Raw genomic sequence first — 23,879 nt, forward strand, 5'->3', positions numbered from 1 at the left:
GATTACATTTATGGCCGGCATATCCGTCAATGGTGTAATCGCTGCTTACATTCACGTTCGGGTGATGCTAGAAGGCCCGATGCCCGCCCGTCAGACCTCCAGGCCGCGCGCGCGCCGCCAAACATCCCAGGCCCGGCCGTACCACCACGGCGACCTTCGCCGCGTGCTGATCGATGCTGCGCTGCAACTGGCGGCCGAAGGCGCCGAGGTCTCCGTGCGCGAGGCTGCGCGCCGGGCCGCGGTATCGCCGGGCGCGCCGTTCCGGCACTTCCCCAACCGCGACGCGCTGATGGCGGCGGTGGCCGGGGAGGCGCAGCGGCGCTTTCGTGCGGAGATCGAGAAGGCGCTGGGCGAGGCTCCGGCCGCCGATCCGCTCGGCCGCTTCCGCGCCTTCGGCCTTGCCTATCTGCGCTGGGCGATGCGCAATCCCGCACATTTCGAGATCATCTCCACGGGGCGCTATTTCGCCCATGGCAGCTCCGCGGAGCTGACGCGCGACAATGCCGAGCTAATCGCCCTGACGGAGCAGATGCTGGCCGAGGCGGCGGAGCAGGGCCTGCTGCCGTCGGCCGACCTCAAGCGCATCCAGATCGCCGGTCGCGCCCTGGTCTACGGTTTTGCCCGGATGAATCTCGATGGCCACTTTCCGCGCTGGGGCGTGGAGGAGGGGGAGGTCGAGCGGATGGCGGAAGGGGTCATCGACCTGTTCATCGCCGGGATTGCCAGGCGCTAGCGTCGTTTGCCGTGCGGCACATTCGCCCCCGCCAGGAATAAGCGAAGGTCGGATCGCGGCGCGCGTTGCCTGTCCTTGACTGTTCCGTTACAGTTTTATGACACGGTGCAGGCTTCCGGCTGCGCCGGACGCCCTAGTCGCCTTCGGGCCGGCCAGACGGCTAGGATCATCGTGCCGGACCAGCTGTTGCGTGTCGTCGATGGCGTCCGCGCCCAATCCAGGTCCTTCTGCCACGACTGCCGTGCTGGCGAGCGTTGCCGCGCTCGGCATCTGGCGGCTGCTCGCGGTCGCCGCGCCGCATCTGGCGGCGCTCGCGCTGATGTACGAGACCGAGACCGATTTCGGCTCGCGCCTCTCCTTCGCGCTCGCCTGGGGCATCCTCAATTTCTTCTGGATCACGCTGCTGCGCCGGCCGGCGCTGTCGGGCGCGCTGTCGCTGACCTTGGTCGTCGTGCTGGTGCTGCTGTCGCGGCTCAAGCACGACGTCGTGCAGATGACGGTCAACTTCATCGACCTGATGATGATCGACCGCGACACCGTCGCGTTCCTGTTCACGATCTTCCCGAATTTGCGCTGGTCGGTGATCCTGGCCGGTCTCGTCACGTTGCCGCTGATGTACGCGCTGTGGTGGCTCGATCCGTTCCGCATCCGCCGCCTGCCGGCGCTCGCCTGCAAGCTCGCCTGTCTCGCCGCGTTGGTCGGCTATTCGCTCTATCATCCGGACGAGGCCTGGCGCGGATATTACGACGACGGCTATCTCTCGAAGTTCTTCCGCTCCGGCGTCAGCGCGGTGTCCGACTTCGCGCAATACGGCTTCATGGAATCGGCCGCCTCGACCAACGAGCGGCTCAACATGCCGCTGGTGGACGCCTGCCACCCTGCGGGCCGCCGGCCGAACATCATCATGATCCATGATGAATCGAGCTTCGACATCCGCGCCGCCCAGGGCATCAAGGTGCCGCAGGGCTATGGCAGCCACTTCAAGTCATGGGACGGCAAACAGCGCACTTTTCTGGCCGAGAGCAATGGCGGGCCGAGCTGGTTCACCGAGTACAACGTGCTCGCCGGCCTCTCCTCGCGCTCGTTCGGCCGCTTCGCGTATTTCGTGACGCGCATCGCAACCGGCCGCGTCGAGCGCGGCCTGCCGCTGGCGCTGCGCCGCTGCGGCTACGACACCCTGTCGCTCTATCCCGCCTATGGCGGTTTCATGGGCGCACGCAGCTTCCAGATGACGACCGGCGTCGAACGCTTCCTCGATTCCAAGGACCTCGGCGCCAAGGACGTCGAACCGGACTCGTTCTTCTACGACAAGGCGCTCCGGTTGATGGGTGAGCGGACGCCGAACAAGCCGCTGTTCACCTTCATCTATCTCGGCGCCAATCATTTCCCCTGGGAGACGCGCTTCCGTCCCGATTTGCTGCCGAAGTGGCGCGCGCCGGGCAATGTGGCGTCCATCGACGAATATCTGCGCCGGCAGGCGATGAGCGCCGAGCAGTACAAGGCTTTCGTCGCCGGGCTGAAGAAGACGTTTCCCGGCGAGCCCTTCCTGATCGTGCGCTATGGCGATCATCAGCCCGAGTTTGCGCCGAACATCCTCGAGCCCGGGCTCGACGAAGGCGCCATCGGCAAGAAGCTCGACGCCTACGATCCGCGTCTCTACGCGACCTACTACGCGATCGACGCCGTCAATTTCGAGCCGGTCAGAAGCGAGGCCGTGATGGACACGATCGACGGGCCCTATCTGCCGCTTGTGATCCAGGAAGCCGCCGGCATCCCGCTCGACCCGTCCTTCGCCGTGCAAAAGGACATCATGCTCCGCTGCAAGGGCATCTTCTACGGCTGCAAGGACGGCGCCGAGGCGCGGCGGCTCAACCGGCTGCTGATCAATGCGGGGATGATCCGGGGGCTGTAGCGCTCTGACGCGTTTTGCGAGGGGGCGTTTTTTGGAGCGTCCATGTCTCTCCAATGTCGTCCTGGCGAAGGCCAGGACCCATACCGCGTGATCTATCAAATCGAGCGAGCTGCTAGTACCGTCCACATAACCAAGCCTTGGGAATGGGTCCTGGCCTTCGCCAGGACGACACCGAATAAATAGCACAGGCCTACCGCCCGCCCACCTTCCCCCACAGCCACTTCGCCACCGCATCCGGCGACGAATTCGCGTCGTTGCCGCTGGCGCGCAAATTGGCCTCGCGCATGGTGGCGATGTCGATCTTGCCGAGCAGCGGTCTGAGCGCGGCCTGCAATCGCTCGTCGCCGGCGCGCTTGGGTGCGAGCAGCAGGATCGCATCGTAGGGCGGGATCGCGTGCCTGGGATCGTCGAGCACAACGAGGTCGTATTTCGCGATCAGCCCGTCGCTGGTGTAGCCGGCGATGACGTCGACCTCGCCGCTGGCGACCGCCGCATACATGAAATCCGGCTGCATCTGGCGCTGGGCGCGGAATTGAAGGCCGTAGGCCTTTTGCAGCGCCGCCCATTCGGGGCGCGAGAAGAACTCGTAGTCGCCGGCGATCGACAGCGCCGATGCGTGCGCGGCGAGATCGGCGATGGTGCGGATGCCAAGCGCCCCGGCGCGCTTTTTCGGGATCACCAGCGCATAGGCATTCTCGAAGCCGAGCTCGCCGAGCAGGGTGATGTTCTCTTTCGTGAGGGCTGTCTTCAGCTCCGCGAGCAGTTCGGCGCGCGGCTTGATGTCGGTGCGATGCAGCTGGTTGGCCCAGAGCGTGCCGGAATAATCGACATAGAGATCGATGTCGCCCGCCTTCAACGCCCCGAAGATCACGCTCGAGCCGAGGCCCGAGCGCGCCGTGGCCGACAGGCCGGCCGCCTGGAGGCGATCCCTGAGCAGGGCCGACAGCACGTATTGCTCGGCGAAGGTTTTGGCGCCGACGACGTAGCCCTGCGACGAGCGGCCCATCGTCGGCACCAGCGTTGCGGCGACCAGTGCCGCGATCCCGACCGCGCCGAACCCGGTGCGCAGGCGGCTGCGGCGGCGCAGGCCGCTCTCGATCAGGCCGAGCAACTGATCGACGGCGAGCGCCAGCAGGGCGGAGGCAAGGCAGCCGAACAGCACGAATACCCAGTTCTGGGTCTGGAGCCCGGCAAAGATGTAGTTGCCGAGGCTGGTCTGCCCGATCGGGGTCGAGAGCGTCGCGGTGCCGATCACCCAGACCGCGGCGGTGCGGATGCCCGCCATCATCACCGGCAGCGCCAGCGGCAGCTCGACCAGGACGAGCGACTGCCGCGCGGTCATGCCGACGCCCTCAGCGGCTTCGATCAGCGCCGGGTCGATGCCGTTCAGCCCGGTGATGCCGTTGCGCAGCACCGGCAGCATCGAATACAGCGCCAGCGCCAGCATCGCCGGCAGGAAGCCGAACGCCGAGAAGGAGATTCCGAACCAGGCGAGCGTCAGGGACGCCGCCGCCAGCAACAACGGATAGAACAGCGCGAGCAGCGCCAGTCCCGGCACGGTCTGCACGATGCTGGCGAGCGCGAGCAGGATGCCGCGCGGCGCCGGGCGGTTGCGTGTCAGGATCGCCAGCGGCAGGCTGACGGCGAGGCCGAGCGCCAGCGCGGCCAGGCTCACCCGCACATGGTTGCCGAGATAGTCGGGCAGATGCGACAGCGCCTCGCCCCAGCGTGGATCGGTGAAGAGGCTCATGCCGCACCGCTCTGCGGCAGCAGCGCATTCAGCCGCTCGACCTGGCGCCGCGGCGTGCGCAGCAGCTCCAGCACATAGGCGTCGGTGCTCGTGGAGAGCTCCGCGGGTGTGCCCTGCGCGAGCAGCTTGCCGCCGCGCATCACCGCGATGCGGTCGGCGAGCAGGATCGCCTCAGTCATGTCATGCGTGATCATGACCGTGGTCAGGCCGAGCCTGCGATGCAGCGAGCGATAGTCGTCGCCGAGCGCGTCGCGGGTGAGGGGATCGAGCGCGCCGAACGGCTCGTCCATCAGCACGATGCGGGGCTTTGCCGCGAGCGCCCGCGCCACGCCGACGCGCTGGCGCTGGCCGCCCGAGAGCGCCTCGGGCAGCCGGTCACGATGCGCGGCACGGTCGAGCTGCACGAGCTCTAGCAATTCGTCGACCCGCGCTGCGATATCCGCTGCCGGTGCGCCCAGCAGTTTCGGCGTGATCCCGATATTGTCGGCGACGCTCAAGTGCGGGAACAGCCCGCCGCTCTGGAAGACGTAGCCGATCCGGCGCCGCAGCGCGACCGGATCGATGTTTTGCACGTCCTCGGCCTCGACCGTGATGGTGCCGAGATCCGCCTCGATCAGCCGGTTGGCAAGCCGCAGCAGCGTGGTCTTGCCCGAGCCCGAGCCGCCGACGATGGCCACGAACTCGCCCTCGGCGATGTCCAGCGACACGTTGTCCACGGCCTTGAGGGAGCCGAAGCTCTTGGTGACATGGGAATAGCTGATGGCGGGCTTGGAAGGCATCAGGACGGGGCTCACTCTTCCTTACCCTCCCCCTCCAGGGGAGGGTGAAGGAGGCGACGAAGCCCATGCGTAGCACGCTTGGCGGATTGATTGAACTTGGCCGCGCGAGCGGTTAAGGCATCGGACCAAATTCGGAGGGAACACATGACAACGCCTACGGCGGTGGCGCTGGAAGATGCCAAGGTTGCGTTCCGGCTGGGGGACGGACGGGTCTATACGGCGGTGGAGAAGGCGCATCTTTCGGTCGCGCAGGGCGAGTTCGTCGCCATCGTCGGCCCGACCGGCTGCGGGAAATCGACGCTGCTCAACGTCGCGGCCGGGCTGCTGAAGCCGGCGGCCGGAAGCGTCAAGATCTTCGACCGGCCGCTCGCGGGGCTGAACCGGGATGCCGGCTATCTGTTCCAGGCCGATGCGCTGTTCCCCTGGAAGACCGCGCTCGACAACGTCGCGATCGGGCTCGAGATCAAGGGCACGCCGCGCGCCGAGGCGCTGCCGCGGGCGCAGAAATGGCTGACGTCCGTAGGCCTCGGCGCCTTCGCGGGCCGCTATCCCCACATGCTCTCGGGCGGCCAGCGCAAGCGCGTGGCGCTGGCGCAGGTTCTGATCCGCGATCCCAAGATCCTGCTGATGGACGAGCCGTTCGGGCCGCTCGATGCACAGACCCGCCAGGTGATGGGCAATCTGCTGCTCGATCTCTGGAACGCCGACCGCAAGGCGGTGCTGTTCGTGACCCATGATCTCGAAGAGGCGATCGCGCTCGCCGACCGCGTCGTGATCATGTCGGCGGGGCCGTCCTCGCGCATCATCGGCGACTGGCGCGTCGGCTTGCCGCGCCCGCGCGACATCTTCGAGGTGCGCCTGGACAAGGAATTCCATGCGCTCCACCGCGAGATCTGGAGCGTGCTCAAGGACGAGGTGATGAAGGGCTACGCGCAATCCACCCAAGCGGCGGAGGCGGTCTGATGTCGCGCCCGACGCTGCTTGCGCTGCAAGTCCTGGTCGCAGTCGTCTGCATTGTGCTGTGGCAGGTGCTGTCGACCGTCCCCGTGTTCGGCAAGATCGTGCTGCCGCCGTTCTTCTTCTCCAACCCGTTCGACGTGTTCAGCCAGATCGTGAAGTGGTTTGCCTCCGGCGTGATCTGGAAGCACCTCGGCATCACGCTCGCGGAATCGATCCTTGCCTTCGTGATCGGATCGCTCGGCGGTGTGCTGATCGGCTTCTGGTTCGCGCGCCAGCCGCTGGTCGCCGCGGTGTTCGACCCTTACGTGAAAATGGTCAACGCCCTGCCGCGCGTGGTGCTGGCGCCGATCTTCGCGCTGTGGCTCGGCCTCGGCATCTGGTCCAAGGTCGCGCTCGGCGTGACGCTGGTGTTCTTCATCGTGTTCTTCAACGTCTATCAGGGCGTCAAGGAGGTCAGTCGCACCGTGCTCGACAATGGCCGCATGCTCGGCATGAGCGAGCGGCAGCTGATGCAGCACGTCTATTGGCCGTCGGCGCTGTCCTGGATGTTCTCCTCGCTGCACACCTCGGTCGGCTTCGCCGTGGTCGGCGCCGTCGTCGGCGAGTATTTGGGATCGGCGGCCGGCCTCGGCTATCTAATCCAGCAGGCCGAAGGCGTGTTCGACGTCGCCGGCGTGTTCGCCGGCATGTTCGTGCTGTCGGCCTTCGTCATCCTGATCGACTTCGGGGTCACGCTGGTGGAGCGGCGCTTGCTGGTGTGGCGGCCAACAGCGTTGGATGGACGTGGCTAGCCGCCGCGTTGTCCTGCTGACATTTATGTGATTGACCGGCCGGAATAGAACGCGCGCCCACGCGTCATACCCCCATGCAACCACCTGCATGGGAGTTCAGGATGCACCGGTCACAGTTTCATCGCCTCGTTGCGGCGCTCGCAGGCAGATGCCGATGGCCAAGGCCCGGCCTTGGCATGGCACTCATCGGCGCACGCATTCTCGTCGCCTTCGCAATTCCTCCGCTCGTATTCGCGCATGAAGCCCATCCGGCCAACCCGCCGGCTGCGCTGAGCGCGGAGGAGCGTGCGTTCCTGGAAGAAAACGAATCCGCCATGGCCAAGATGATGAACGACATGGCTGCCAAGCCGACGGGCGACGTCGATCGCGACTTCGTCGCGATGATGAATCCGCATCATCAGGGTGCGATCGACATGGCGGTCATCGAATTGCGCTACGGCAAGAACGAGCAGTTGCGGCGCATTGCCCAGGAAATCATCGTCGACCAGATGCAGGAGATCGCGGCCATGAAGCTCGCGATCGGCGAACCGGCAACCGATACGACGCCCGCCCCGACCCAGCCGCCGTCTGGCCCCGTTGCAAGCGTCCATCATCACCCGGGCATGCAGATGGACATGTCCGCCGGAATGAAGAAGTAGGAGCGCCACATGAAGACGTCGAGAAGCAGCATCGGGAAGAGCATCTTCCTGGCGGCCACCATGCTTGCAACCGGATCAGCCGCATGGGCAGGGCAGGCGCCGGGTGCGCTGTCCTCACCCGATATTCCGATCAGCCATCACGACCGCGTCTATGCCGCGGAGCAGTTCTCGAACACGGTCTCGGTGACCGACCCGGTCGACAACAAGCTGCTTGGGGTGATCCGGCTCGGCGACCCGCAGCCCGGCAATTTCAGCCCGCTCTACAAGGGCCAGGTTCTCGTGCATGGCATGGGCTTTTCGCCCGATCACAAGACGCTTGCCGTGGTGTCGATCGGCTCAAACTCGGTCACCTTCATCGACACCGCGACCAATGCGGTCAAGCACACGACCTATATCGGGCGGTCGCCGCACGAGGCGTTCTTCACGCCGGACGGCAAGGAGGTGTGGGTCACCGTTCGCGGCGAAAACTACATCTCCGTGATCGACCCGCAGAGCTTTGAGGAAAAACGCCGCATCACCACCCCCAGCGGGCCGGGCATGCAGATGTTTTCACCGGACGGCAAATACGCCTACATCTGCTCGTCCTTCAATCCCGAGACCGACGTCGTCGCGGTCGCCGAGCACAAGATCATCGCCAGGGTGAAGCAGGAGAGCCCGTTCTGCCCGAACATCGCGGTGACGCCGGATGGAAACCAGGTGTGGTTCACGCTGAAGGATACGGGCAGGACGCAGGTGTTCAACGCCAGGCCGCCGTTCAACCCGATCAGGACGATCGATACCGGTCCGATCACCAACCACGTCAATTTCGCGCACACTGCCAGGGGGACATTTGCCTACGTCACTATTGGTGGCCTGAACCAGGTGAAGGTGTTCCGCACCGACGACTTCTCGCAAGTCGCGACGATCCCGGTCGGCAATCTGCCGCACGGCGTCTGGCCGTCCGGTGACGGCACGCGCATCTATGTCGGGCTTGAGAACGCCGACGCGCTCGCGGCGATCGACACCGCAACCAACAGCGTGGTGGCGAATGTCCCGATCGGCCAGGCGCCGCAGGCCATTGCCTACGTTCCGGGCGCGGCTCCCAATCCGGATGACCACCAGAACCTGCAGCTCCTCGGCGTTGCCGGCAAGGTCGCTCATCTCGCGCTTGCATCCAGGGACGGTTCGAAGGACGGAAAGGCGCCGACCAGCGTCTCGCTGTTCGATCAGGGCCTGATCCAGATCTTGCAGGCTTCGGTGACGGGACTTGAGCCCAGGCAGAAATATGTGCTGGCGCTGGCGGAACGCAGTGACGGAAGCGGCCCGCTACAGCCATTGGCGGCGTTCATGACCAATCCGGCCGGATCGGCCATCGTCAACGCGGCCGGCCCGATCCGGCAGATCGTCGATCAGTCCGCCGTGGCTGGAAAGCGATATCTGGTGATCGCCTCCGGAGACGCGGCCGGGCCCGGCGAGGCGGTCCAGATCGAGACGCAATGACGCACCGTCGGGCGGCAACGAAGAGCAGGCGGAGCGCCTCATGAAGGACATGCTGGTTCAGGTCGAGCCACTGATCCCCGCGCTCCGCCGCTATGCGCGCGCCCTCGTACGCGATCGCGCGGCCGCCGACGATCTGGTTCAGGATTGCCTGGAGCGGGCCGTCGGCCGCTGGCACCAGCGGCGCGACGGCAGCGTGCGCGCCTGGCTGTTCACGATCCTCCACAATCTGGCGGTCACTCAATTTCGCCAGACAACAGCGCGGGGCAGGCATATGCCGATCGACGATGCCGGCGAGCGCGAGCTTGTCAGTGCGGCAGCGCAGGAGCACAGGCTGATCTATCAGGATGTCCTGAACAAGCTTGCGAGACTGCCGCAGGAGCAGCGGGCTGTGTTGTTGCTTGTTGCAGTCGAGGATCTTTCCTACGCCGCCGCCGCGGACGTGTTGAACGTCCCGGTCGGGACAGTGATGTCGCGCCTGTCGCGTGCGCGGGAGCGGCTGCTGCAGGAGATGGACGGCGTTGCACCGGGGAACGTCGTGGCATTGCGGAGCATGAAATGAGCCAACGGCCGATCACGGAAAACGATCTCCACGCCTTTGTGGACCACGCGCTCGAGCCTGAGCGTCGTGCGGAGGTCGCATCCTATCTGGACGATCACCCGGATGTCGCCGGGCGCGTCGCGGCCTTTGCCGCCCAGCGCGAGCAGTTGCGCAGCGCGCTGGCGTCAATCGCCGATGAACCATTGCCGGCCGAGTTGAACCTGTCGCACATGATCGAGAGCCGGAAGCGGCGCCCTCTGCACGCATGGTGGGCAATCGCGGCGCTGTTGCTCCTGAGCATCGGCGGTCTCGGCGGCTGGACCATGCGCAGCCTGTTGCAGGATGGCTCGAACGGACTGTCCGCATTGGCGCAGGAGGCGGCCTACTCTTACGGCGTCTATGCACCGGACCGCGTGCGGCCGGTCGAGATACGTGCGTCCGACAGTGCCGAGCTCACGCAATGGGTCTCCAACCGGCTGAAGCAGCCGGTCAAGGTGCCGGATCTTTCCGTGTCCGGCTATCGGCTGATGGGAGGTCGTCTCGTTGCGACCTCGCACGGTCCGGCCGCGATGTTCATGTACGACGACGATCGCGGCGATCGCCTTGTCGTGCTGACGCGCCCGATGAGCCGCGGTGGACAGGATACGCCGATGCTGCCGCAATCGACCGGTGATGTCGCGGGTTTCGCATGGGCGGACGGCGGCATGGGCTATACGCTCGTCGGCGAGCTTCCGACGGACACGCTCAAGCCGATCGCGAACGAGATCAGGAAGCAGGCGCGCCCGATCTAGCCGGGACATTCAGTGGACGGGCCCGCGCGTCGCGCGAGCCCCGGCAGCGCGAATGCTCAATCCAGCAGCTTGGTATCGTCGGGCGCCTGCGGCGGCGTCTTGATCGCGATTGCCTTAACCTGGCCGCTGATCGGCTTAGTGCCGCCATGCGGCGTGCCCTTGGGGATGATGACGAGGTCGCCCGGCTTCACCGTGACCTCCTTGTCGCCGAGCCAGATCGTCCCGGTCCCGTCCAGGATGTACTGGATTTCGTTGGTGTTGGGATGCAGGTGCTTGGGCACATTGCCGACCTGGATCGAGATGGTGGCGCCGTCGGCGCTTGCGAACATCTTGGAGCGATAGCCGACATTGTTGGCGGGCCCGAGCGCGTCGCCTTCCATCTCGCCGGTGTGGATGATCTGTGCGGTGACGTTCTCGGCGGCCAGCGCCGGCCGGAGCAACTGGTTTGCGCCGCATCCGGCGGCAAAGGCGGCGGCGATCGACAGTCCGGCGGCAAGGCGATTCATGGATGATTCTCCCCATCAGGAATTGTTCTTGTTTGGCCATGCTATTGCGCCCAAAGGCTGATGGCGAGTCGCACTTAGGCAGTGCTTCTCAAGCCGGTCCCGCTGCTCTATGGTGCCGCCGGCCGAACGGAGGAAACCAATGAAGAACACGATTGCCAGGCTCGCCGGCGCGCTGCTTGCGCTGACGCTCACCACCGGTCTTGCCGCGGCGCAAAGCAAGGTGACCATCGCGGTCGGCGGCGGTTCCTGCCTGTGCTATCTGCCCACGGTGCTGGCCAAGCAGCTCGGCGAATACGACAAGGCCGGCCTCAATGTCGAACTCGTGGACCTCAAGGGCGGTTCGGATGCGCTCAAGGCCGTGCTCGGCGGCAGCGCCGACGTGGTCTCCGGCTATTTCGACCATTGCGTCAACCTGGCGGCCAAGAAGCAGGAGCTCCAGGCCTTCGTCGTCTATGACCGCTATCCCGGCCTCGTGCTGGTGGTTTCGCCCGCGCACACGAACGAAATCAAGTCGATCAAGGATCTCGCCGGCAAGAAGGTCGGCGTCAGCGCCCCCGGATCCTCCACCGACTTCTTCCTCAAATACATGCTCAAGAGGAATGGCCTCGATCCCGCCGGCACCGCCGTGATCGGCGTCGGCCTCGGTGCCACCGCGGTGGCCGCGATGGAGCAGGGGCAGATCGACGCAGCCGTGATGCTGGATCCCTCCGTCACGGTGCTCCAGGGCAGCCACAAGGATCTGCGCATTCTCAGCGACACCCGCACCCAGAAGGACACGCTTGAGACGTTCGGCGGCGAATATCCGGGCGGCGCGCTGTATTCGACCGCGGCCTGGGTCAACGGCCACGAGAAGGAGACGCAGGCGCTCACCAATGCGATCCTCGCCACGCTGGCCTGGATTCACTCGCACTCGCCTGAGGAGATCATGGCGAAGATGCCGGAAGAGACCGTCGGCAAGAACAAGGACCTCTATCTCGCCGCGCTGAAGAACACGATCCCGATGTTCTCCGAGACCGGCAAGATGGACCCGAAGGGCGCGGACGCCGTGCTCGCCGTGTTCAGCGTCGGCTCGCCCGAGGTCGCCAACGCCAAGATCGACGTCAGCAAGACCTTTACCAACAGGTATGTCGAGCAGGCCAAGAAGACCACGGGGAGCGCCAAATAACTGACGCGAAGGCGTGGTAACCAGGCTTCATGACGTCCCCGGTCATTCATCGCGTCGCGACGCTTGATCTCGCCGTGCGGCCAATCATCTGGCCGTTCGCCGAGGAACGGCGCGCCGAGATCGCGGCGCACTTTGCCGAGAAGCAGCGCGAGCGGCCGAAAATCTGGAACGGCCGCGTCCTGCTCGGGCGCGATGCCGTGTTCACGGACGGCCATCTCGCCGCGACCTATTTCGAGACCGATTTCGCGAGCTTCCTCGCCTGGCGCGACTGGGGCTTCCCTGACACCGCCGTGTTCAACGGTTTCGGCATGGGCGCGCTGCGCGCCTCCGACGGCGCCTTCGTGATGGGCGAAATGGCGCAGCACACCGCCAATGCCGGCCGCATCTATTTCCCCTCCGGCACGCCCGATCTCGACGACGTCAGGGACGGTGTGCTCGACATTCCCGGCAGCGTCGTCCGCGAGCTCGCCGAGGAGACCGGCCTGACCGCGGCCGACTACGCGGCGGAAACCGACTGGCACTGCGTCGTCAGTGGCCATGCGATTGCAATGATTCAGATAATCAACCTGGACATGCCGGGCGAGGCGATCCGTGCCCGGATCGAAGCCAATCTCGCGCGCGAGACCGAACCTGAGTTGTCGGCCATTCATCTCGTGCGCGGGATGGATGATCTCACACCTACCATGCCGCGATTTGTCACGGCCTTCGTCGCGCAGCAGTTCGCCTCGCGCTGACGCGCGAGGCTTGACATCGCTGCGCGCAGCCCATGTGATGGGCGAAAAAGCAAAAGCAAGAAGAATGCAATGCACAATCGTCCAGGGAGGTTTAGATGCGCCTGCGCATGGCTGCCCGCTTGGTACGGGGGCTGATGGTCGCGATATCAGCGACGGGCTGGGCGGTCTCCGCCCAGGCCCAGGAGAAGAAGATCAAGATCGGCGTGGTGTTCGACCTGACCGGCCCCCTCGCGGGCGGCGGCTCTGAGCTCGGCTATATCGGTGCAAAGATCATCCTCGACCATTTCGCCAGGACCGGCGTCGAGGGCTACAAGATCGAGGCGGTCTATGCCGATGCGCAGAGCAAGCCCGACGTCGCCATCAACGAATCCGTCCGCCTGCTCGAGCAGGAGAAGGTGGACATGGTGCTCGGCTTCTTCTCCTCGGCACAATGCGTGCCGGTCGCGGCCCGTGTCGAGCAGCTCAAGAAGTTCATGTGGATGACGACCTGCATCTCGTCCGCCGTGTTCAACGAGAAGGGCTACAAATACGTCTTCCGTCCGCAGGCGAGCGGCGATCAGTTCGGCATGATGACGATGGATTTCATCGCCCAGAACGCCAAGGCGAAGTTCGACAAGGAGCCGAAGGATCTGCGCGTCGCCATCATCCATGAGGACGGCGCCTATGGCGTCGACGTCTCCAGGGGTAACGAGGCGGGCGCCAAGAAGGCCGGCTTCAACGTCGTGATCAAGGAAGGTTATTCGGCGACCGCGCCGGATCTCTCGTCGCTGGTGACCAAGCTGAAGCGCGCCAAGCCCGACGTAATCTTCCACACCGGCTACAACCCCGACATCACGCTGCTGCTGCGGCAGGCCCGCGAGCAGGGGCTGAAGTTCGGCGCGCTGATGGGGCATGGCGCCGGCTACGGCGTCTATGAGAAGCTGAAGGAGGGCATGGGCGCGGATGCCACCTACATCTTCAACACCGACCCGATCTCGATCTGGCTCGCCAACCAGAAGACCATGGATCCGAAGCTTCCCCCCGTGATCAAGATGGTCGGCGAGGAGTTCGACAAGATCAGGCCCGGCGTCGCCATCCGCTCCGCCCATGTCGGCATCGGTGCGTCCAATACCTATGTGTTCATGAGCGATGTGCTGCCGCGCGCGATCAAAAAATACGGCGGGGTCGATCCCGACGCGCTGCGCAAGGCGGCGCTCGACACCGACATTCCCGAGGGCGGCACCATGCTCGGCTTCGGCGTCAAGTTCTACGGCGAAGGCACGCCGATGGCAGGGCAGAACGAGCGCTCGTTCCCCGTCGTGATCCAGTATCTCGAGGACAAGTCCCATGTGGTGTGGCCCAAGAGCCAGGCGCAGCGCGAGGCCGTGCTGCCACTGCCGAAGGGCACCACCTACAGCAACCAGTAGCGCAACACGCGAAGAAACGGAGAGCTTTGGTGTTGGAAGTCAGCGGGCTGGTGAAGCGGTTTGGCGGCTTCACCGCCGTGAACAACGTATCGTTTCGGGTCGACCAGGGCGAGATCCTCGGCCTGATCGGTCCCAACGGTTCGGGCAAGAGCACGATCTTCAACATGCTCTCCGGCACGCTGGCGCCGACCTCCGGGTCGATCCTGTTCGCCGGGCACGAGATCGCGGGCCTCGCGCCGCACCGGATCATCAACCGCGGCATCGGCCGTACCTTCCAGATTCCGCGCCCCTTCCGCCGCCTGACCATCTTCGAGAACGTCGCGCTCGCCGGCTTCTACGGCCAGGGCCGCCACAGCCGCATCATGGCCGAGGAAGCGGCCGAGCGGTCGCTGGCCATGGTCGGCCTGCCGACCGACCGCCATGCCAGCGTCGACGGCCTCGGCGCTGCCGGGTTGAAGAAGCTCGAGCTGGCAAAAGCGCTCGCTACCGCGCCAAAACTGCTGCTCGCCGACGAAAGCCTCGGCGGCCTTGACGAGACCGAGATGGACCAGGCCGCCGACATGCTGCGCAACATCCGCGACGAGCTCGGCATTACCATCATCTGGGTCGAGCACATCATGGGCGTGTTGATGCGGGTGGTCGATCGCGTCATGGTGCTCGATCACGGCGAGAAGATCTCGGAAGGGTTGCCGAGCGCGGTCGCAGGCGATCCGCGCGTCATCGAGGTCTATCTCGGCACCGATGCCGAGACCACGCAGGCCGCGGCCGCCGAAGCGCGCCGCCGCGCGGGAGGCTAGCCGATGCTGGAGCTGCGGTCCGTCAACGCCGGCTACGGTACGTTCCAGGCGCTGTTCGACGTCGATCTCGACGTGAAGGCCGGCGAGGCGGTCGGCGTCATCGGCCCGAACGGCGCCGGCAAGACCACCCTGATGCGCGTCATCTCCGGCCTGATCCGTCCCTCGCGCGGTTCGATTAGGATGGAAGGCGTCGATGTCGTGGCGACGCCGGCGCACAAGATCGTCAGCCTCGGCATTGCACATGTGCCGGAGAACCGGCGGCTGTTTCCGCAGCTCACGGTCGACGACAATCTGAAGATGGGCGCCTTCATGAAGGAGGCGCGCGGCCACTATGCCGAGCGGCTGGAGGTGGTGTTCGACCTGTTTCCGCGCCTGAAGGAGCGCCGCCACCAGATGGCCGGCACGATGTCCGGCGGCGAGCAGCAGATGTGCGCGATCGGGCGCGCGCTGATGTCCAATCCAAAACTGCTGCTGCTCGACGAGCCCTCCGCGGGACTTGCGCCGGTCGTGGTGCAGCAGGTGTTCGAGCTGGTGAAGCGGATCCGCGCCCGCGGGCTGACGGTGCTGATCGTCGAGCAGAACGTGCAGCAGGTGCTGCGTGTGGTCGACCGCGCCTATCTGATCGAGGCCGGCACGATCCGCAGCTCAGGCACCTCGGCCGAGATGCTCGCGAGCGACACGGTCAAGGAAGCGTATCTCGGGGTGTGAGGGGCGGGCAGGGGCATGCAGGCATTCCTGGACATTTTCGACATCTACCTGCTGGAGGCCGTGATCAACGGTATCCTGCTCGGCGGCGTGCTGGCGCTGCTTGCGCTTGGGCTCAATCTGATCTTCGGCGTCATCGACGTGACCTGGATCTGCTATGCCGAGCTCGTGATGATCGGCATGTACGCCATGTATTTCATGGTGCAGTACTACGGCGTCAGCTATTTCATCGCGGCGCCGTTCACCATTCTGCTGGTCGCGCTGCTCGGCGCCGCGCTGCATTACCTCGTGATCGCGCCGCTGCTCACCGCGCCGCCGATCAACCAGTTGCTCGCAACCGGTGGCGTGCTGTTCGTACTCCAGAGTTTTGCGACCGTCGCCTTCGGCATCGACTTCCGCAATCTCGGCATCCGCCTGCCGGTGCTCGCCTTCGGCGACATGAATTTCAGCTACGCACGACTCCTGTCGTTTCTGGCTGCGCTGGTCGGCATGGTCGCCGTCTACTTATTCATGACGCGCACCTTCACGGGAACCGCGATCCGCGCGATCTCGCAGGACCGGCAGATCATGGCGCTGATGGGCGTCGATACGAAGAAGCTCTACCTCATCACCTCGGCGCTCGGCGGCGCGCTCGCAGGCCTCGCCGCCTGCCTGCTGGTGCTGCAATACGACGTGCACCCCTTCGTCGGCCTGTCCTTCGGGCCGATCACCTTCCTGATCTGCGTGCTTGGGGGCCTCGGCAATTTCATCGGCGGCTTCATCGCCGCCTTCGTGTTCGCCGAGATCATCTCGCTCGGCGGGCTGTTCTCCGACCTCGAATGGGGCTATGTGCTCGCCTTCGCCTTCTTCATCGTCATGATGTTCATCCGGCCCGCGGGCCTGCTTGCGAGGCGCCGATGACGGGGCAGGGGCGGCTTGCGGCATGGGCGGTGGGACTGGCGGCGCTGGTCGCGCTGCCCTTCGTCTATCGCGATCCCTATCATCTGCACATCCTGGTGCTGATCCTGATCTGGTCGTTCGCCTACACGTCCTGGTCGATGATGGGCCGGTTCGGCCTGGTCTCGCTCGGCCATGGCGGCTTCATGGGCATCGGCGCCTATGTCACCGCGCTGCTGTGGAATCATCTGGGCTGGTCGCCCTGGATCGGCATTCCCATCAGCATGGTTGCGGCGGGTACGCTGGCGCTGATCGTCGGCTATCCCTGCTTCCGCTTCCGCATCACCGGTCACTATTTCGTGCTGGTGACGCTGGCGCTGTCGGGCATCGTGCTCCAGGTCATCACCGCCACCCGTGACTATACCGGCGGCTCGCTCGGCTACACGCCGAACCGCGCCTCGGGCAACAAGCTGCTGGCGCTGCAATTCGACGACAAGACGACCTGGTACCTGATCGCGCTCGGGGTCTGGCTGTTCGGCATCGTGGTCTGGCACTGGGTCGACCGCAGCATGAGCCGCTACGCGCTGGAGGCGATCTCGGAGGACGAGGACGCCGCGGCCGCCGCCGGCGTCGACGTCACCGCGGAGAAGCTGAAGATCACGCTGCTCAGCGCGCTGATGACGGCGCTCGCCGGCGCCATCTACTGCCAGTACCAGATGTTCATTACGCCCGACACGGTCAGCGGCATCGCGGTATCGCTCCAGATGGTGTTTGCCGTCATCGTCGGCGGCCTGTTCGTCTCGCTCGGTCCGACCTTCGGTGCCATCATCACGATCCTGCTGGCGGAGAGCCTGCGCATCGGCTTCGGCACCAAGGCGGTCGGCTGGGACAATCTCGTCTACGGCGTGCTGCTGGTGCTTTTCATCATATTCCTTCCCAAGGGTATCCTTGGTAGCGTGCTCGACCGACTGAAGCCGCAACGCAAGGTGCCCCGCGCCCATGAACAAGAAGCCGTCCAGATCGCTCGCCCAGGAACTTGACCGTTACATCACGCCGTTCCGCTACGACGGCTCGGGCAAGTTTCACCTCAAGGCGCACAAGACCAACGAGAAGGGCGATCTCGACAAGGAGAGGGCGCAGGAGATTCTCGACGCCAACAAGAAGCGGCTGATCGAGTTCCAGGAGAAACTCTACGCCCAGGACCGCTGGTCGGTGCTGATCGTGTTCCAGGCCATGGACGCGGCCGGCAAGGATTCCGCGATCAAGGCGATTTTCGAGGGCATCAACCCGCAGGGCTGCGATGTCCACGCCTTCAAGGCGCCAAGCAGCAAGGAGCTCGACCACGACTTCCTCTGGCGCCACGTCACCGCGCTGCCGGAGCGCGGCCATATCGGCATCTTCAACCGCTCGCATTACGAGGAGTGCCTGGTGACGCGCGTGCATCCGGATATCCTCGCCAAGGAGAAGCTGCCGCAGAAGCTCGTGACCAAGAACATCTGGAAGGAGCGGTTCGAGGACATCTCCGCCTTCGAGCGTTACCTCACGCGCAACGGCACCGTGGTGTTGAAGTTTTTTCTCAACCTGTCCAAGGACGAGCAGCGTCAGCGCTTCCTCGACCGGCTGGAGGAGCCCGCCAAGCAGTGGAAATTCTCCATGGACGACATCAAGGAGCGCGCGCTGTGGCCGCGCTATCAGGCGGTCTATCAAGACATCGTTCGCCACACGGCAACGCCGCATGCGCCGTGGTATGTCGTGCCCGCCGATCACAAATGGTTCGCGCGCGTCGTGATTGGCTCGGTGATCAACGCTGCGCTCGAAAAGCTGGACCTGCGCTTTCCCCGCGCCGACAAGGCCTCGCTGGAGGAGTTCGAGGAGGTGCGCAAGGCGCTGGAGAAAGAAGCGACGGGAAGCAAGAAGCAAGCAAAGTGACAGCCAACAGGACCGCGGACCGCAAGACCGTCAACTTCGCGCTCCAGGGCGGCGGCGCGCACGGCGCCTTCGTCTGGGGCGTGCTCGATCAGGTGCTCGAAGACGGCAGGTTGGCGATCGAGGCCGTCAGCGCGACCAGTGCCGGCGCCATGAATGCGGTGGCGATGGCCTCCGGCATGGCGCACGGCGGCGCGGAGGCCGCGCGGGAGAGCCTGCACGCATTCTGGTACGAAGTGTCGCGTATGGACATGGCGTACGATTTGATGTCGCCGCTGAACCAGTGGATACAGGCCCTGAGGCTGCCGCCGGAATATCATCCGGTCCACGCAATCATCCACACGCTGACGCACACGCTGCCGCCGGGCCTGCTCAATCCCTTTCATTTCAATCCGCTCCGCTCGCTGCTGCAGCGCGTGGTCGATTTCGACCGGCTGAATTCCTCGCCCGAGGCGCCGCAGCTGTTTCTCAACGCCACCAACGTTCGCACCGGCAAGATCAAGGTATTCCAGAGCCCGCTGCTCACGGCGGAAACCGTGCTCGCCTCGGCCTGCCTGCCGCCGTATTTCCAGGCCGTCGAGATCGACGGCGAGCATTATTGGGATGGCGGCTATCTCGGCAATCCCGCGATCTATCCGTTGATCTACCGCAAGGGCAGTCACGACGTCATCATCGTGCAAGTCACGGCGATCCGGCGCAACGAGCTGCCGACCAGTGCAGCCGATGTCCTCCACCGCATCAACGAGATCAGCTTCAATTCGTCCTTGATGCGCGAGATGCGCGCGATCGCCTTCGCCACGCGGCTGATCGACGACGGCGAGCTCGACAGCAGCAGGCATAGCCGCATGTACATACATTGGATTGGCAACGACCAGTTGATGTCGCAGCTCGGCACGGCCACGCAGTTCCACCCCGAATGGAGCCTGTTGTGTCGCCTGCGCGACGAGGGCCGCGAGGCGGCGCGAAGCTGGCTGGCGCGAAACTTCGACCAGATCGGAAAGTCCTCGACGGTCGACCTGGCAGACATGTTTCTCTAGGCCAGCCGAGCCGGTCATCGAAAAAGTACGAAAACAACCCCATGCACAGTAGCCGGTGCCAGTGGAATCAATGGCTTGGCGAACGGTCGCTGTTGTTCGGATTTAAAGATGTCCGTTTGACCCGTCGGGCAAGACAGGGGCATGATGTCATCATCGCCGCAGACCGGGCCGGGCGGGCAAAGCGACCTGTCTGCCGCAGGTCGTAGCTGCGATCTCTGATCTCGTAGGGTGGGCAAAGGCGCCCTTGCGCCGTGCCCACCGTCTCTCCACGATCGCGGCTGGCATGGTGGGCACGCGACGAGCCGCGCCTTGCGCGTCTCGTTGCTTTGCCCACCCTACGAGTTTCTCTGCAAGCGGCTTGCTAGTACCCGCGGCCCCACCAGTAGCAGAAGCGCTCGACATTGGCGGGCAGCGCGGTCTCGTAATTCGCCCACTTCTCGTATTTCGGCAGCTTCACTTCCTTCATCGCGGTATCGATGCATTTGCCGGCGTCCGCCGCCTTCTTCACCTCGGCGGAGAGATCCTCCATGTAGGCGATGTCGTCCTCGACGTCCTTCTTGGTGCCGAGCCGCCCGCCGGCATTGGGGTGGCCGGGGATCATCCGCTCCCAGTCGAGCGACGCCAGCTTCTTCAGCGAAGCGATATATTCCAGCGGCGAGACATTGTCGGGGATGTTGCGGAACTGGACGGACTCGATCGGCGCGAAATCGACGACGAAGACGATCTTCTCCTTCGGCAGCCGCATCACCAGCGAATTGTCGGAATGGTTGCGGCCGACATAGTTCAGCTCCAGCGTGGTGCCGCCGAGCGTGATGCTCTTCTTGTCGTCCACCACCTGATCCGGCATCACGACGTCGGCGAGCAGCGCATTCTGCTTCTTCAGCTCGAGCAGGCGCTCCTTGGTCCGCCGATGCGCGATGAAGGTGGCGCCGAGATCCTTGAATGGCTGGCCGCCGGCGATGTGGTCGTAGTGATGATGGCTGTAGACGACGTATTTGATCGGCTGGTCGGTGACCGCCTTGATCGCGTCGATATAGGGCTTGGCGGGTCGCAAGTAGGAGATCGGGTCGGTTGCGATCACGCCCTTCGGCGTCACCACGAACATCGACTGATGGCCGCCATAGCGGAAGATGTAGACATTGTCGGTGCCGTCGACCTTTCTGGTGGAGGTCTGCGGCGGGGTTTGCGCGAATGCCGATCCGGTCACGAGGGCAGCGAGAACGGCCATGCAAGTCAATGCTTTCATCTCTGGCTTTCTGGAAATAATGAGGACGGACAATCTCTTCGATACAAACGCTGCTGGAAGGGATTTATTCCGTCGCCTCATGCGACCAATCTGTCGCGGGAACGGCCTGGAACACGCCCTCAAATGTGATTTCAAAGCTATTGATCCTGCTTGACAGTTCTATGTCACGGGAGGAGCATGACGTTGGTCGCGAATACGCGACGCGCAACGTCCACCTCATGAGCAAGGGGAGGTCTATGACACCACCTCCGCAGATCCAGCCGCGTTAAGTGCGATGGAGCTCGTTCGGACTATCGCATAGCGGCAGAAACCGCGAACGGCACGCCGGGTCAAGGTTTAGAGGGCTCCATCAGTGAGGCAAGGCCCCTACCTGCCCGGCGCTGTGCTTCGCAGAGCGATTGGCATCACGCTTCATTTCTCCTCCTCCTCCTCCTCCTCACCGTCGTTCCGGAGCCATCCCGGAATGACGGGAGAGGTTTTGGCGTGAGCATCGTGCTGTATCGACGCGCGCCCGCGAGCCGGTATTTCGCCGTGTCGGAAACGGGGTTCCTGCTTCCTGCATCGCGGCAAATGCCAAGAGAATGTCGCCTCCTTGGCCAACTTCCGACACAGCGCCGGGGCGAATAACGACCATCCGACATGACGCACGTGCTTCGGCGGTGACGGCCCCGTCGCCGCCTGCGCATTCATTTTTTCAAGGAATCCTCGTGTCGCATAAGCTTGCCTCGGCGCTCCTCGCAGCGCTCTTCCTCGCCATCTCATCTCTCTCCGGCGCCCAGGCCGAGGCGCGTGCGCCGGCGACCAAGGGTGCGGCCAAGCTGTCGCCGGACGAGGCCAGGCGCGCGCTGGAGACGCTGCAGGACGACCAGAAACGCGCGCAGATGATCGACACGCTGCGCGCGATCGCGAATGTATCAGGTCAGCAGCAGCCTGCGCCGTCCGCGCCCGAGCAGAAATCGCCGATCCCGCTTTCGGCCGATGGCCTCGGTGCGCAGCTCCTGCTCACGGTATCGGAGCAGATCGGCGAGATCTCGGGCGAGATCGCCGGCGTGGCGCGGACGCTCACGCACTTCCCGGCCTTCTATTACTGGATCATGCGAACCGCGAACGATCCCGCGGCCTACAACCTCCTGATCGAGATCGCCTGGAAGCTCGCGCTGGTGCTCGGCTGCGCCCTCTCCGCCGAGTGGGTGATCTTTCGTCTGATCCGCCGTCCGGTCGTGTTCCTGGAAGGTCGCGTGCCGCAGGCCGCGCATCTGCCGGCGCAGGCGCTGCCCATTGCAGATCCGCCGTCATCGGTGACCGATGTCACCCCGGAGCCCGAACTGCACAAGCGCCGCCACAGTCTCGTGCGGATCTGGCAGGTCGTGCTGCGGCTGCCCTTTGTGCTGGCGCGCCTGGTGTTCGAACTGCTTCCCGTGTTCGTCTTCGTGGGCATCGCCACCGCGCTGCTCGGAACGGAGATCGGCGAGCCCACGACCGTCCGCCTCGTGATCCTCGCGGTCGTCAACGCCTATGCGTTCTCGCGCGGGCTCATCTGCGTGGTCCGTGCGCTGGCGGGGCCGTCCGGCCTGTTTCCGGTTCGGGCCGAGACCGCGGCCTATATCGAGATCTGGGCGCGCCGCATCGTCGGCGTCGGCGTCTCCGGCATCGCCTTTGCCAATGTGGCGCTGCTGCTCGGTCTGCATCGCGCCGGCTACGCCGCGCTGCTGCGCATGGTGATGCTGGTCGTGCATCTCTTCGTCGTCGTCATCATCCTGCAATGCCGCCGCCAGGTCGCCGAAGCCATTCGCGCGCCCGCCGAGCGGCCGGGGATTGCGGCGCGCCTGCGCAACCGCATCGCCGGTGGCTGGCATTATCTTGCGATCGCGCTCGATCTTGCGCTGTGGGCGGTGTGGGCGCTGAACATCCGCAACGGCTATGCGCTGCTGCTGCAATATTTCGTCGGCACCATCGCGGTGGCGCTGATCACGCGCGTTGCCATCATGCTGACGCTGGGCCTGATCGACCGCGGCTTCCGCATCAAGCCGGAGATCCTCCAGCGCTTTCCGGGGCTGGAAATCCGGGCCAACCGCTATCTGCCGCTGCTGCGCAAGATCGTGTCCAGCGTGATCGCCTTCATCGGCTTCGTGGCCGTGCTCGAAGTCTGGGGCGTGGACGCCATCGTCTGGTTCTATGGCGGCCAGATCGGCGGACGGCTGATCTCGGCCGTGGTGACGATCGGCGTTGCCGTATTCGTCGCTGCGGCTATCTGGGAGATCAGCAACGCGCTGCTGGATCGCCAGATCAATGCGCTGTCCCGCGACGGGCACTACGCCCGCGCCGCGCGCCTCCGGACCTTCCAGCCGATGCTGCGCACCGCGCTGCTCTGCGTGATCGCCGCCGTCGTCGGCCTCACGGCGCTCAGTGAGATCGGCGTCAATGTCGCCCCGCTGCTCGCAGGCGCCGGCATCGTCGGCATCGCCATCGGTTTCGGTTCGCAAAAACTGGTGCAGGATCTCATCACCGGCCTGTTCCTGCTGTTGGAGAACACGGTGCAGGTCGGCGACAATGTCAGCGTGTCGGGGCTCTCAGGCGTCGTCGAGAACGTCTCGATCCGCACCATCCGCCTGCGCGCAGGCGACGGTGCCGTGCACATCGTGCCGTTCAGCGCGGTCACGACCATCACCAATGCCAGCCGCGGCGCGGGCAATGCGTCCGTCAGCGTAAACGTGGCCTACAAGGAGGACACCGACCGCGCCGGCCAAATCCTCAAGGACATCGTCGACGAGATGCGCCGCGAGAGTGAATTCCGCGCGCTGATCCGCGGCGACCTCGAGCTCTGGGGCGTCGACAAGGTCGATGGCGCGATGGTGTCGATCGTCGGCCAGATCCGCTGCACCGAGGCCGGGCGCTGGCCGGTCCAGCGCGAGTTCAACCGCCGCATGAAGCAGCGCTTCCAGCAGAACGGCATCGAAGTCGCATCGGCGACCCAGACCATTCTGATGCACGTCGCGCCGCCGGCTGACAGTGCCGCAAACCTCACGCCGCGGCGAGCCGCAGGATAACGGCTCGACAAACTTCCCCCTTGCCTCCACTCCTCCGGCAGCGTTCACTCCGGCTCCAGCGCG

22 protein-coding genes are annotated in these 23,879 nt (G+C 64.9%); 18 read left to right on the top strand and 4 right to left on the bottom strand.

Annotated features, from left to right (window positions below):
* The first annotated feature begins 79 nt into the window (after window positions 1-79).
* Both EI171_RS15205 and EI171_RS15210 read left to right on the top strand, forming a co-directional pair.
* The gene (locus EI171_RS15205) at window positions 80-733 is read left to right on the top strand and encodes a TetR/AcrR family transcriptional regulator (RefSeq protein ID WP_038966479.1); all 654 of its coding nucleotides are present in this window, start codon (window positions 80-82) and stop codon (window positions 731-733) included.
* Between the two features lie 199 nt (window positions 734-932).
* Window positions 933-2,645: a sulfatase-like hydrolase/transferase gene (locus tag EI171_RS15210; RefSeq protein ID WP_161533750.1), complete on the top strand. Its 1,713-nt coding sequence runs from the start codon at window positions 933-935 to the stop codon at window positions 2,643-2,645.
* 190 nt (window positions 2,646-2,835) lie between these two features.
* Here EI171_RS15210 and EI171_RS15215 read toward each other — a convergent pair whose 3' ends face one another.
* Together EI171_RS15215 and EI171_RS15220 are read right to left on the bottom strand one after the other, a co-directional pair.
* Complete coding sequence (locus tag EI171_RS15215; protein WP_161533751.1) at window positions 2,836-4,395, bottom strand: glycine betaine ABC transporter substrate-binding protein; 1,560 nt, start codon at window positions 4,393-4,395, stop codon at window positions 2,836-2,838.
* Window positions 4,392-5,174 (bottom strand): ABC transporter ATP-binding protein, encoded by a 783-nt coding sequence (locus EI171_RS15220; protein ID WP_161533752.1) that lies wholly within the window; start codon window positions 5,172-5,174, stop codon window positions 4,392-4,394. The genes EI171_RS15215 and EI171_RS15220 overlap by 4 nt, the downstream gene beginning before the upstream one ends.
* A gap of 144 nt (window positions 5,175-5,318) precedes the next feature.
* Here EI171_RS15220 and EI171_RS15225 point away from each other — a divergent pair, with 144 nt between their 5' ends.
* The 6 genes from EI171_RS15225 (at window position 5,319) to EI171_RS15250 (ending at window position 10,371) form a co-directional block, all read left to right on the top strand.
* Window positions 5,319-6,137, top strand: a complete 819-nt coding sequence (locus EI171_RS15225) for an ABC transporter ATP-binding protein (RefSeq protein ID WP_011089228.1) — start codon at window positions 5,319-5,321, stop codon at window positions 6,135-6,137.
* Window positions 6,137-6,925 (top strand): ABC transporter permease, encoded by a 789-nt coding sequence (locus EI171_RS15230; RefSeq protein WP_011089227.1) that lies wholly within the window; start codon window positions 6,137-6,139, stop codon window positions 6,923-6,925. Before EI171_RS15225 ends, EI171_RS15230 begins: the two co-directional genes overlap by 1 nt.
* Window positions 6,926-7,101: 176 nt before the next feature.
* Complete coding sequence (locus EI171_RS15235; protein WP_049832629.1) at window positions 7,102-7,563, top strand: DUF305 domain-containing protein; 462 nt, start codon at window positions 7,102-7,104, stop codon at window positions 7,561-7,563.
* A 9-nt stretch (window positions 7,564-7,572) separates the two neighbouring features.
* Window positions 7,573-9,042: a YncE family protein gene (locus EI171_RS15240; protein ID WP_161533753.1), complete on the top strand. Its 1,470-nt coding sequence runs from the start codon at window positions 7,573-7,575 to the stop codon at window positions 9,040-9,042.
* Between the two features lie 40 nt (window positions 9,043-9,082).
* On the top strand, window positions 9,083-9,601 hold the full coding sequence (locus EI171_RS15245; protein ID WP_011089224.1) for a sigma-70 family RNA polymerase sigma factor: 519 nt from the start codon (window positions 9,083-9,085) through the stop codon (window positions 9,599-9,601).
* Window positions 9,598-10,371 (top strand): anti-sigma factor, encoded by a 774-nt coding sequence (locus EI171_RS15250; RefSeq protein WP_161533754.1) that lies wholly within the window; start codon window positions 9,598-9,600, stop codon window positions 10,369-10,371. Before EI171_RS15245 ends, EI171_RS15250 begins: the two co-directional genes overlap by 4 nt.
* Window positions 10,372-10,427: 56 nt before the next feature.
* Here the strand turns inward: EI171_RS15250 and EI171_RS15255 are convergent, their stop codons facing one another.
* Entirely contained in the window at window positions 10,428-10,877 is a 450-nt protein-coding gene (locus tag EI171_RS15255) for a cupin domain-containing protein (RefSeq protein ID WP_028176159.1), read from the bottom strand.
* A 139-nt stretch (window positions 10,878-11,016) separates the two neighbouring features.
* On the opposite strand from EI171_RS15255, the gene EI171_RS15260 reads away from it, so the two are divergent.
* The 9 genes from EI171_RS15260 to EI171_RS15300 all read left to right on the top strand — a co-directional run bounded on the left by EI171_RS15260 (window position 11,017) and on the right by EI171_RS15300 (window position 19,523).
* Window positions 11,017-12,042 carry an ABC transporter substrate-binding protein gene (locus EI171_RS15260; RefSeq protein ID WP_028176158.1) on the top strand — a complete coding sequence of 342 codons (1,026 nt, stop codon included), beginning with the start codon at window positions 11,017-11,019 and terminating at the stop codon, window positions 12,040-12,042.
* A 29-nt stretch (window positions 12,043-12,071) separates the two neighbouring features.
* Window positions 12,072-12,776: an NUDIX hydrolase gene (locus EI171_RS15265; RefSeq protein WP_161533755.1), complete on the top strand. Its 705-nt coding sequence runs from the start codon at window positions 12,072-12,074 to the stop codon at window positions 12,774-12,776.
* Window positions 12,777-12,871: 95 nt separating this feature from the next.
* Window positions 12,872-14,182 (top strand): ABC transporter substrate-binding protein, encoded by a 1,311-nt coding sequence (locus tag EI171_RS15270; RefSeq protein ID WP_161533756.1) that lies wholly within the window; start codon window positions 12,872-12,874, stop codon window positions 14,180-14,182.
* A gap of 29 nt (window positions 14,183-14,211) precedes the next feature.
* Window positions 14,212-14,979, top strand: coding sequence for an ABC transporter ATP-binding protein (locus EI171_RS15275; protein ID WP_161533757.1), 768 nt, complete (start codon window positions 14,212-14,214; stop codon window positions 14,977-14,979).
* 3 nt (window positions 14,980-14,982) lie between these two features.
* Entirely contained in the window at window positions 14,983-15,687 is a 705-nt protein-coding gene (locus tag EI171_RS15280; RefSeq protein ID WP_161533758.1) for an ABC transporter ATP-binding protein, read from the top strand.
* A 15-nt stretch (window positions 15,688-15,702) separates the two neighbouring features.
* Window positions 15,703-16,584 (top strand): branched-chain amino acid ABC transporter permease, encoded by an 882-nt coding sequence (locus EI171_RS15285; protein WP_028176153.1) that lies wholly within the window; start codon window positions 15,703-15,705, stop codon window positions 16,582-16,584.
* Window positions 16,581-17,600 carry a branched-chain amino acid ABC transporter permease gene (locus EI171_RS15290; RefSeq protein ID WP_161533759.1) on the top strand — a complete coding sequence of 340 codons (1,020 nt, stop codon included), beginning with the start codon at window positions 16,581-16,583 and terminating at the stop codon, window positions 17,598-17,600. The genes EI171_RS15285 and EI171_RS15290 overlap by 4 nt, the downstream gene beginning before the upstream one ends.
* A complete protein-coding gene (locus tag EI171_RS15295; protein WP_161533760.1) occupies window positions 17,560-18,489 on the top strand; it encodes a polyphosphate kinase 2 family protein in 930 nt (309 codons plus the stop codon). Before EI171_RS15290 ends, EI171_RS15295 begins: the two co-directional genes overlap by 41 nt.
* Entirely contained in the window at window positions 18,486-19,523 is a 1,038-nt protein-coding gene (locus tag EI171_RS15300; RefSeq protein WP_161533761.1) for a patatin-like phospholipase family protein, read from the top strand. Before EI171_RS15295 ends, EI171_RS15300 begins: the two co-directional genes overlap by 4 nt.
* 361 nt (window positions 19,524-19,884) lie before the next feature.
* Here EI171_RS15300 and EI171_RS15305 read toward each other — a convergent pair whose 3' ends face one another.
* The gene (locus EI171_RS15305; protein ID WP_028176150.1) at window positions 19,885-20,769 is read right to left on the bottom strand and encodes an MBL fold metallo-hydrolase; all 885 of its coding nucleotides are present in this window, start codon (window positions 20,767-20,769) and stop codon (window positions 19,885-19,887) included.
* 707 nt (window positions 20,770-21,476) lie between these two features.
* On the opposite strand from EI171_RS15305, the gene EI171_RS15310 reads away from it, so the two are divergent.
* Window positions 21,477-23,816: a mechanosensitive ion channel domain-containing protein gene (locus EI171_RS15310; protein ID WP_161533762.1), complete on the top strand. Its 2,340-nt coding sequence runs from the start codon at window positions 21,477-21,479 to the stop codon at window positions 23,814-23,816.
* Window positions 23,817-23,879: the final 63 nt, after the last annotated feature.

It is taken from the genome of Bradyrhizobium sp. LCT2 (assembly GCF_009931255.1).
Classification (GTDB): Bacteria; Pseudomonadota; Alphaproteobacteria; order Rhizobiales; family Xanthobacteraceae; genus Bradyrhizobium; species Bradyrhizobium diazoefficiens.

Bases quoted from the DNA above. Each gene is read 5' to 3' on its own strand.
- EI171_RS15230 (WP_011089227.1), top strand. From the start codon at position 6,137: ATGTCGCGCCCGACGCTGCTTGCGCTGCAAGTCCTGGTCGCAGTCGTC.
- EI171_RS15260 (WP_028176158.1), top strand. From the start codon at position 11,017: ATGAAGAACACGATTGCCAGGCTCGCCGGCGCGCTGCTTGCGCTGACG.
- EI171_RS15250 (WP_161533754.1), top strand. From the start codon at position 9,598: ATGAGCCAACGGCCGATCACGGAAAACGATCTCCACGCCTTTGTGGAC.
- EI171_RS15290 (WP_161533759.1), top strand. From the start codon at position 16,581: ATGACGGGGCAGGGGCGGCTTGCGGCATGGGCGGTGGGACTGGCGGCG.
- EI171_RS15255 (WP_028176159.1), bottom strand. From the start codon at position 10,877: ATGAATCGCCTTGCCGCCGGACTGTCGATCGCCGCCGCCTTTGCCGCC.
- EI171_RS15280 (WP_161533758.1), top strand. From the start codon at position 14,983: ATGCTGGAGCTGCGGTCCGTCAACGCCGGCTACGGTACGTTCCAGGCG.
- EI171_RS15240 (WP_161533753.1), top strand. From the start codon at position 7,573: ATGAAGACGTCGAGAAGCAGCATCGGGAAGAGCATCTTCCTGGCGGCC.
- EI171_RS15205 (WP_038966479.1), top strand. From the start codon at position 80: ATGCCCGCCCGTCAGACCTCCAGGCCGCGCGCGCGCCGCCAAACATCC.
- EI171_RS15225 (WP_011089228.1), top strand. From the start codon at position 5,319: ATGACAACGCCTACGGCGGTGGCGCTGGAAGATGCCAAGGTTGCGTTC.
- EI171_RS15270 (WP_161533756.1), top strand. From the start codon at position 12,872: ATGCGCCTGCGCATGGCTGCCCGCTTGGTACGGGGGCTGATGGTCGCG.
- EI171_RS15305 (WP_028176150.1), bottom strand. From the start codon at position 20,769: ATGAAAGCATTGACTTGCATGGCCGTTCTCGCTGCCCTCGTGACCGGA.
- EI171_RS15220 (WP_161533752.1), bottom strand. From the start codon at position 5,174: ATGCCTTCCAAGCCCGCCATCAGCTATTCCCATGTCACCAAGAGCTTC.
- EI171_RS15215 (WP_161533751.1), bottom strand. From the start codon at position 4,395: ATGAGCCTCTTCACCGATCCACGCTGGGGCGAGGCGCTGTCGCATCTG.
- EI171_RS15295 (WP_161533760.1), top strand. From the start codon at position 17,560: ATGAACAAGAAGCCGTCCAGATCGCTCGCCCAGGAACTTGACCGTTAC.
- EI171_RS15235 (WP_049832629.1), top strand. From the start codon at position 7,102: ATGGCACTCATCGGCGCACGCATTCTCGTCGCCTTCGCAATTCCTCCG.
- EI171_RS15285 (WP_028176153.1), top strand. From the start codon at position 15,703: ATGCAGGCATTCCTGGACATTTTCGACATCTACCTGCTGGAGGCCGTG.
- EI171_RS15265 (WP_161533755.1), top strand. From the start codon at position 12,072: ATGACGTCCCCGGTCATTCATCGCGTCGCGACGCTTGATCTCGCCGTG.
- EI171_RS15245 (WP_011089224.1), top strand. From the start codon at position 9,083: ATGAAGGACATGCTGGTTCAGGTCGAGCCACTGATCCCCGCGCTCCGC.
- EI171_RS15210 (WP_161533750.1), top strand. From the start codon at position 933: ATGGCGTCCGCGCCCAATCCAGGTCCTTCTGCCACGACTGCCGTGCTG.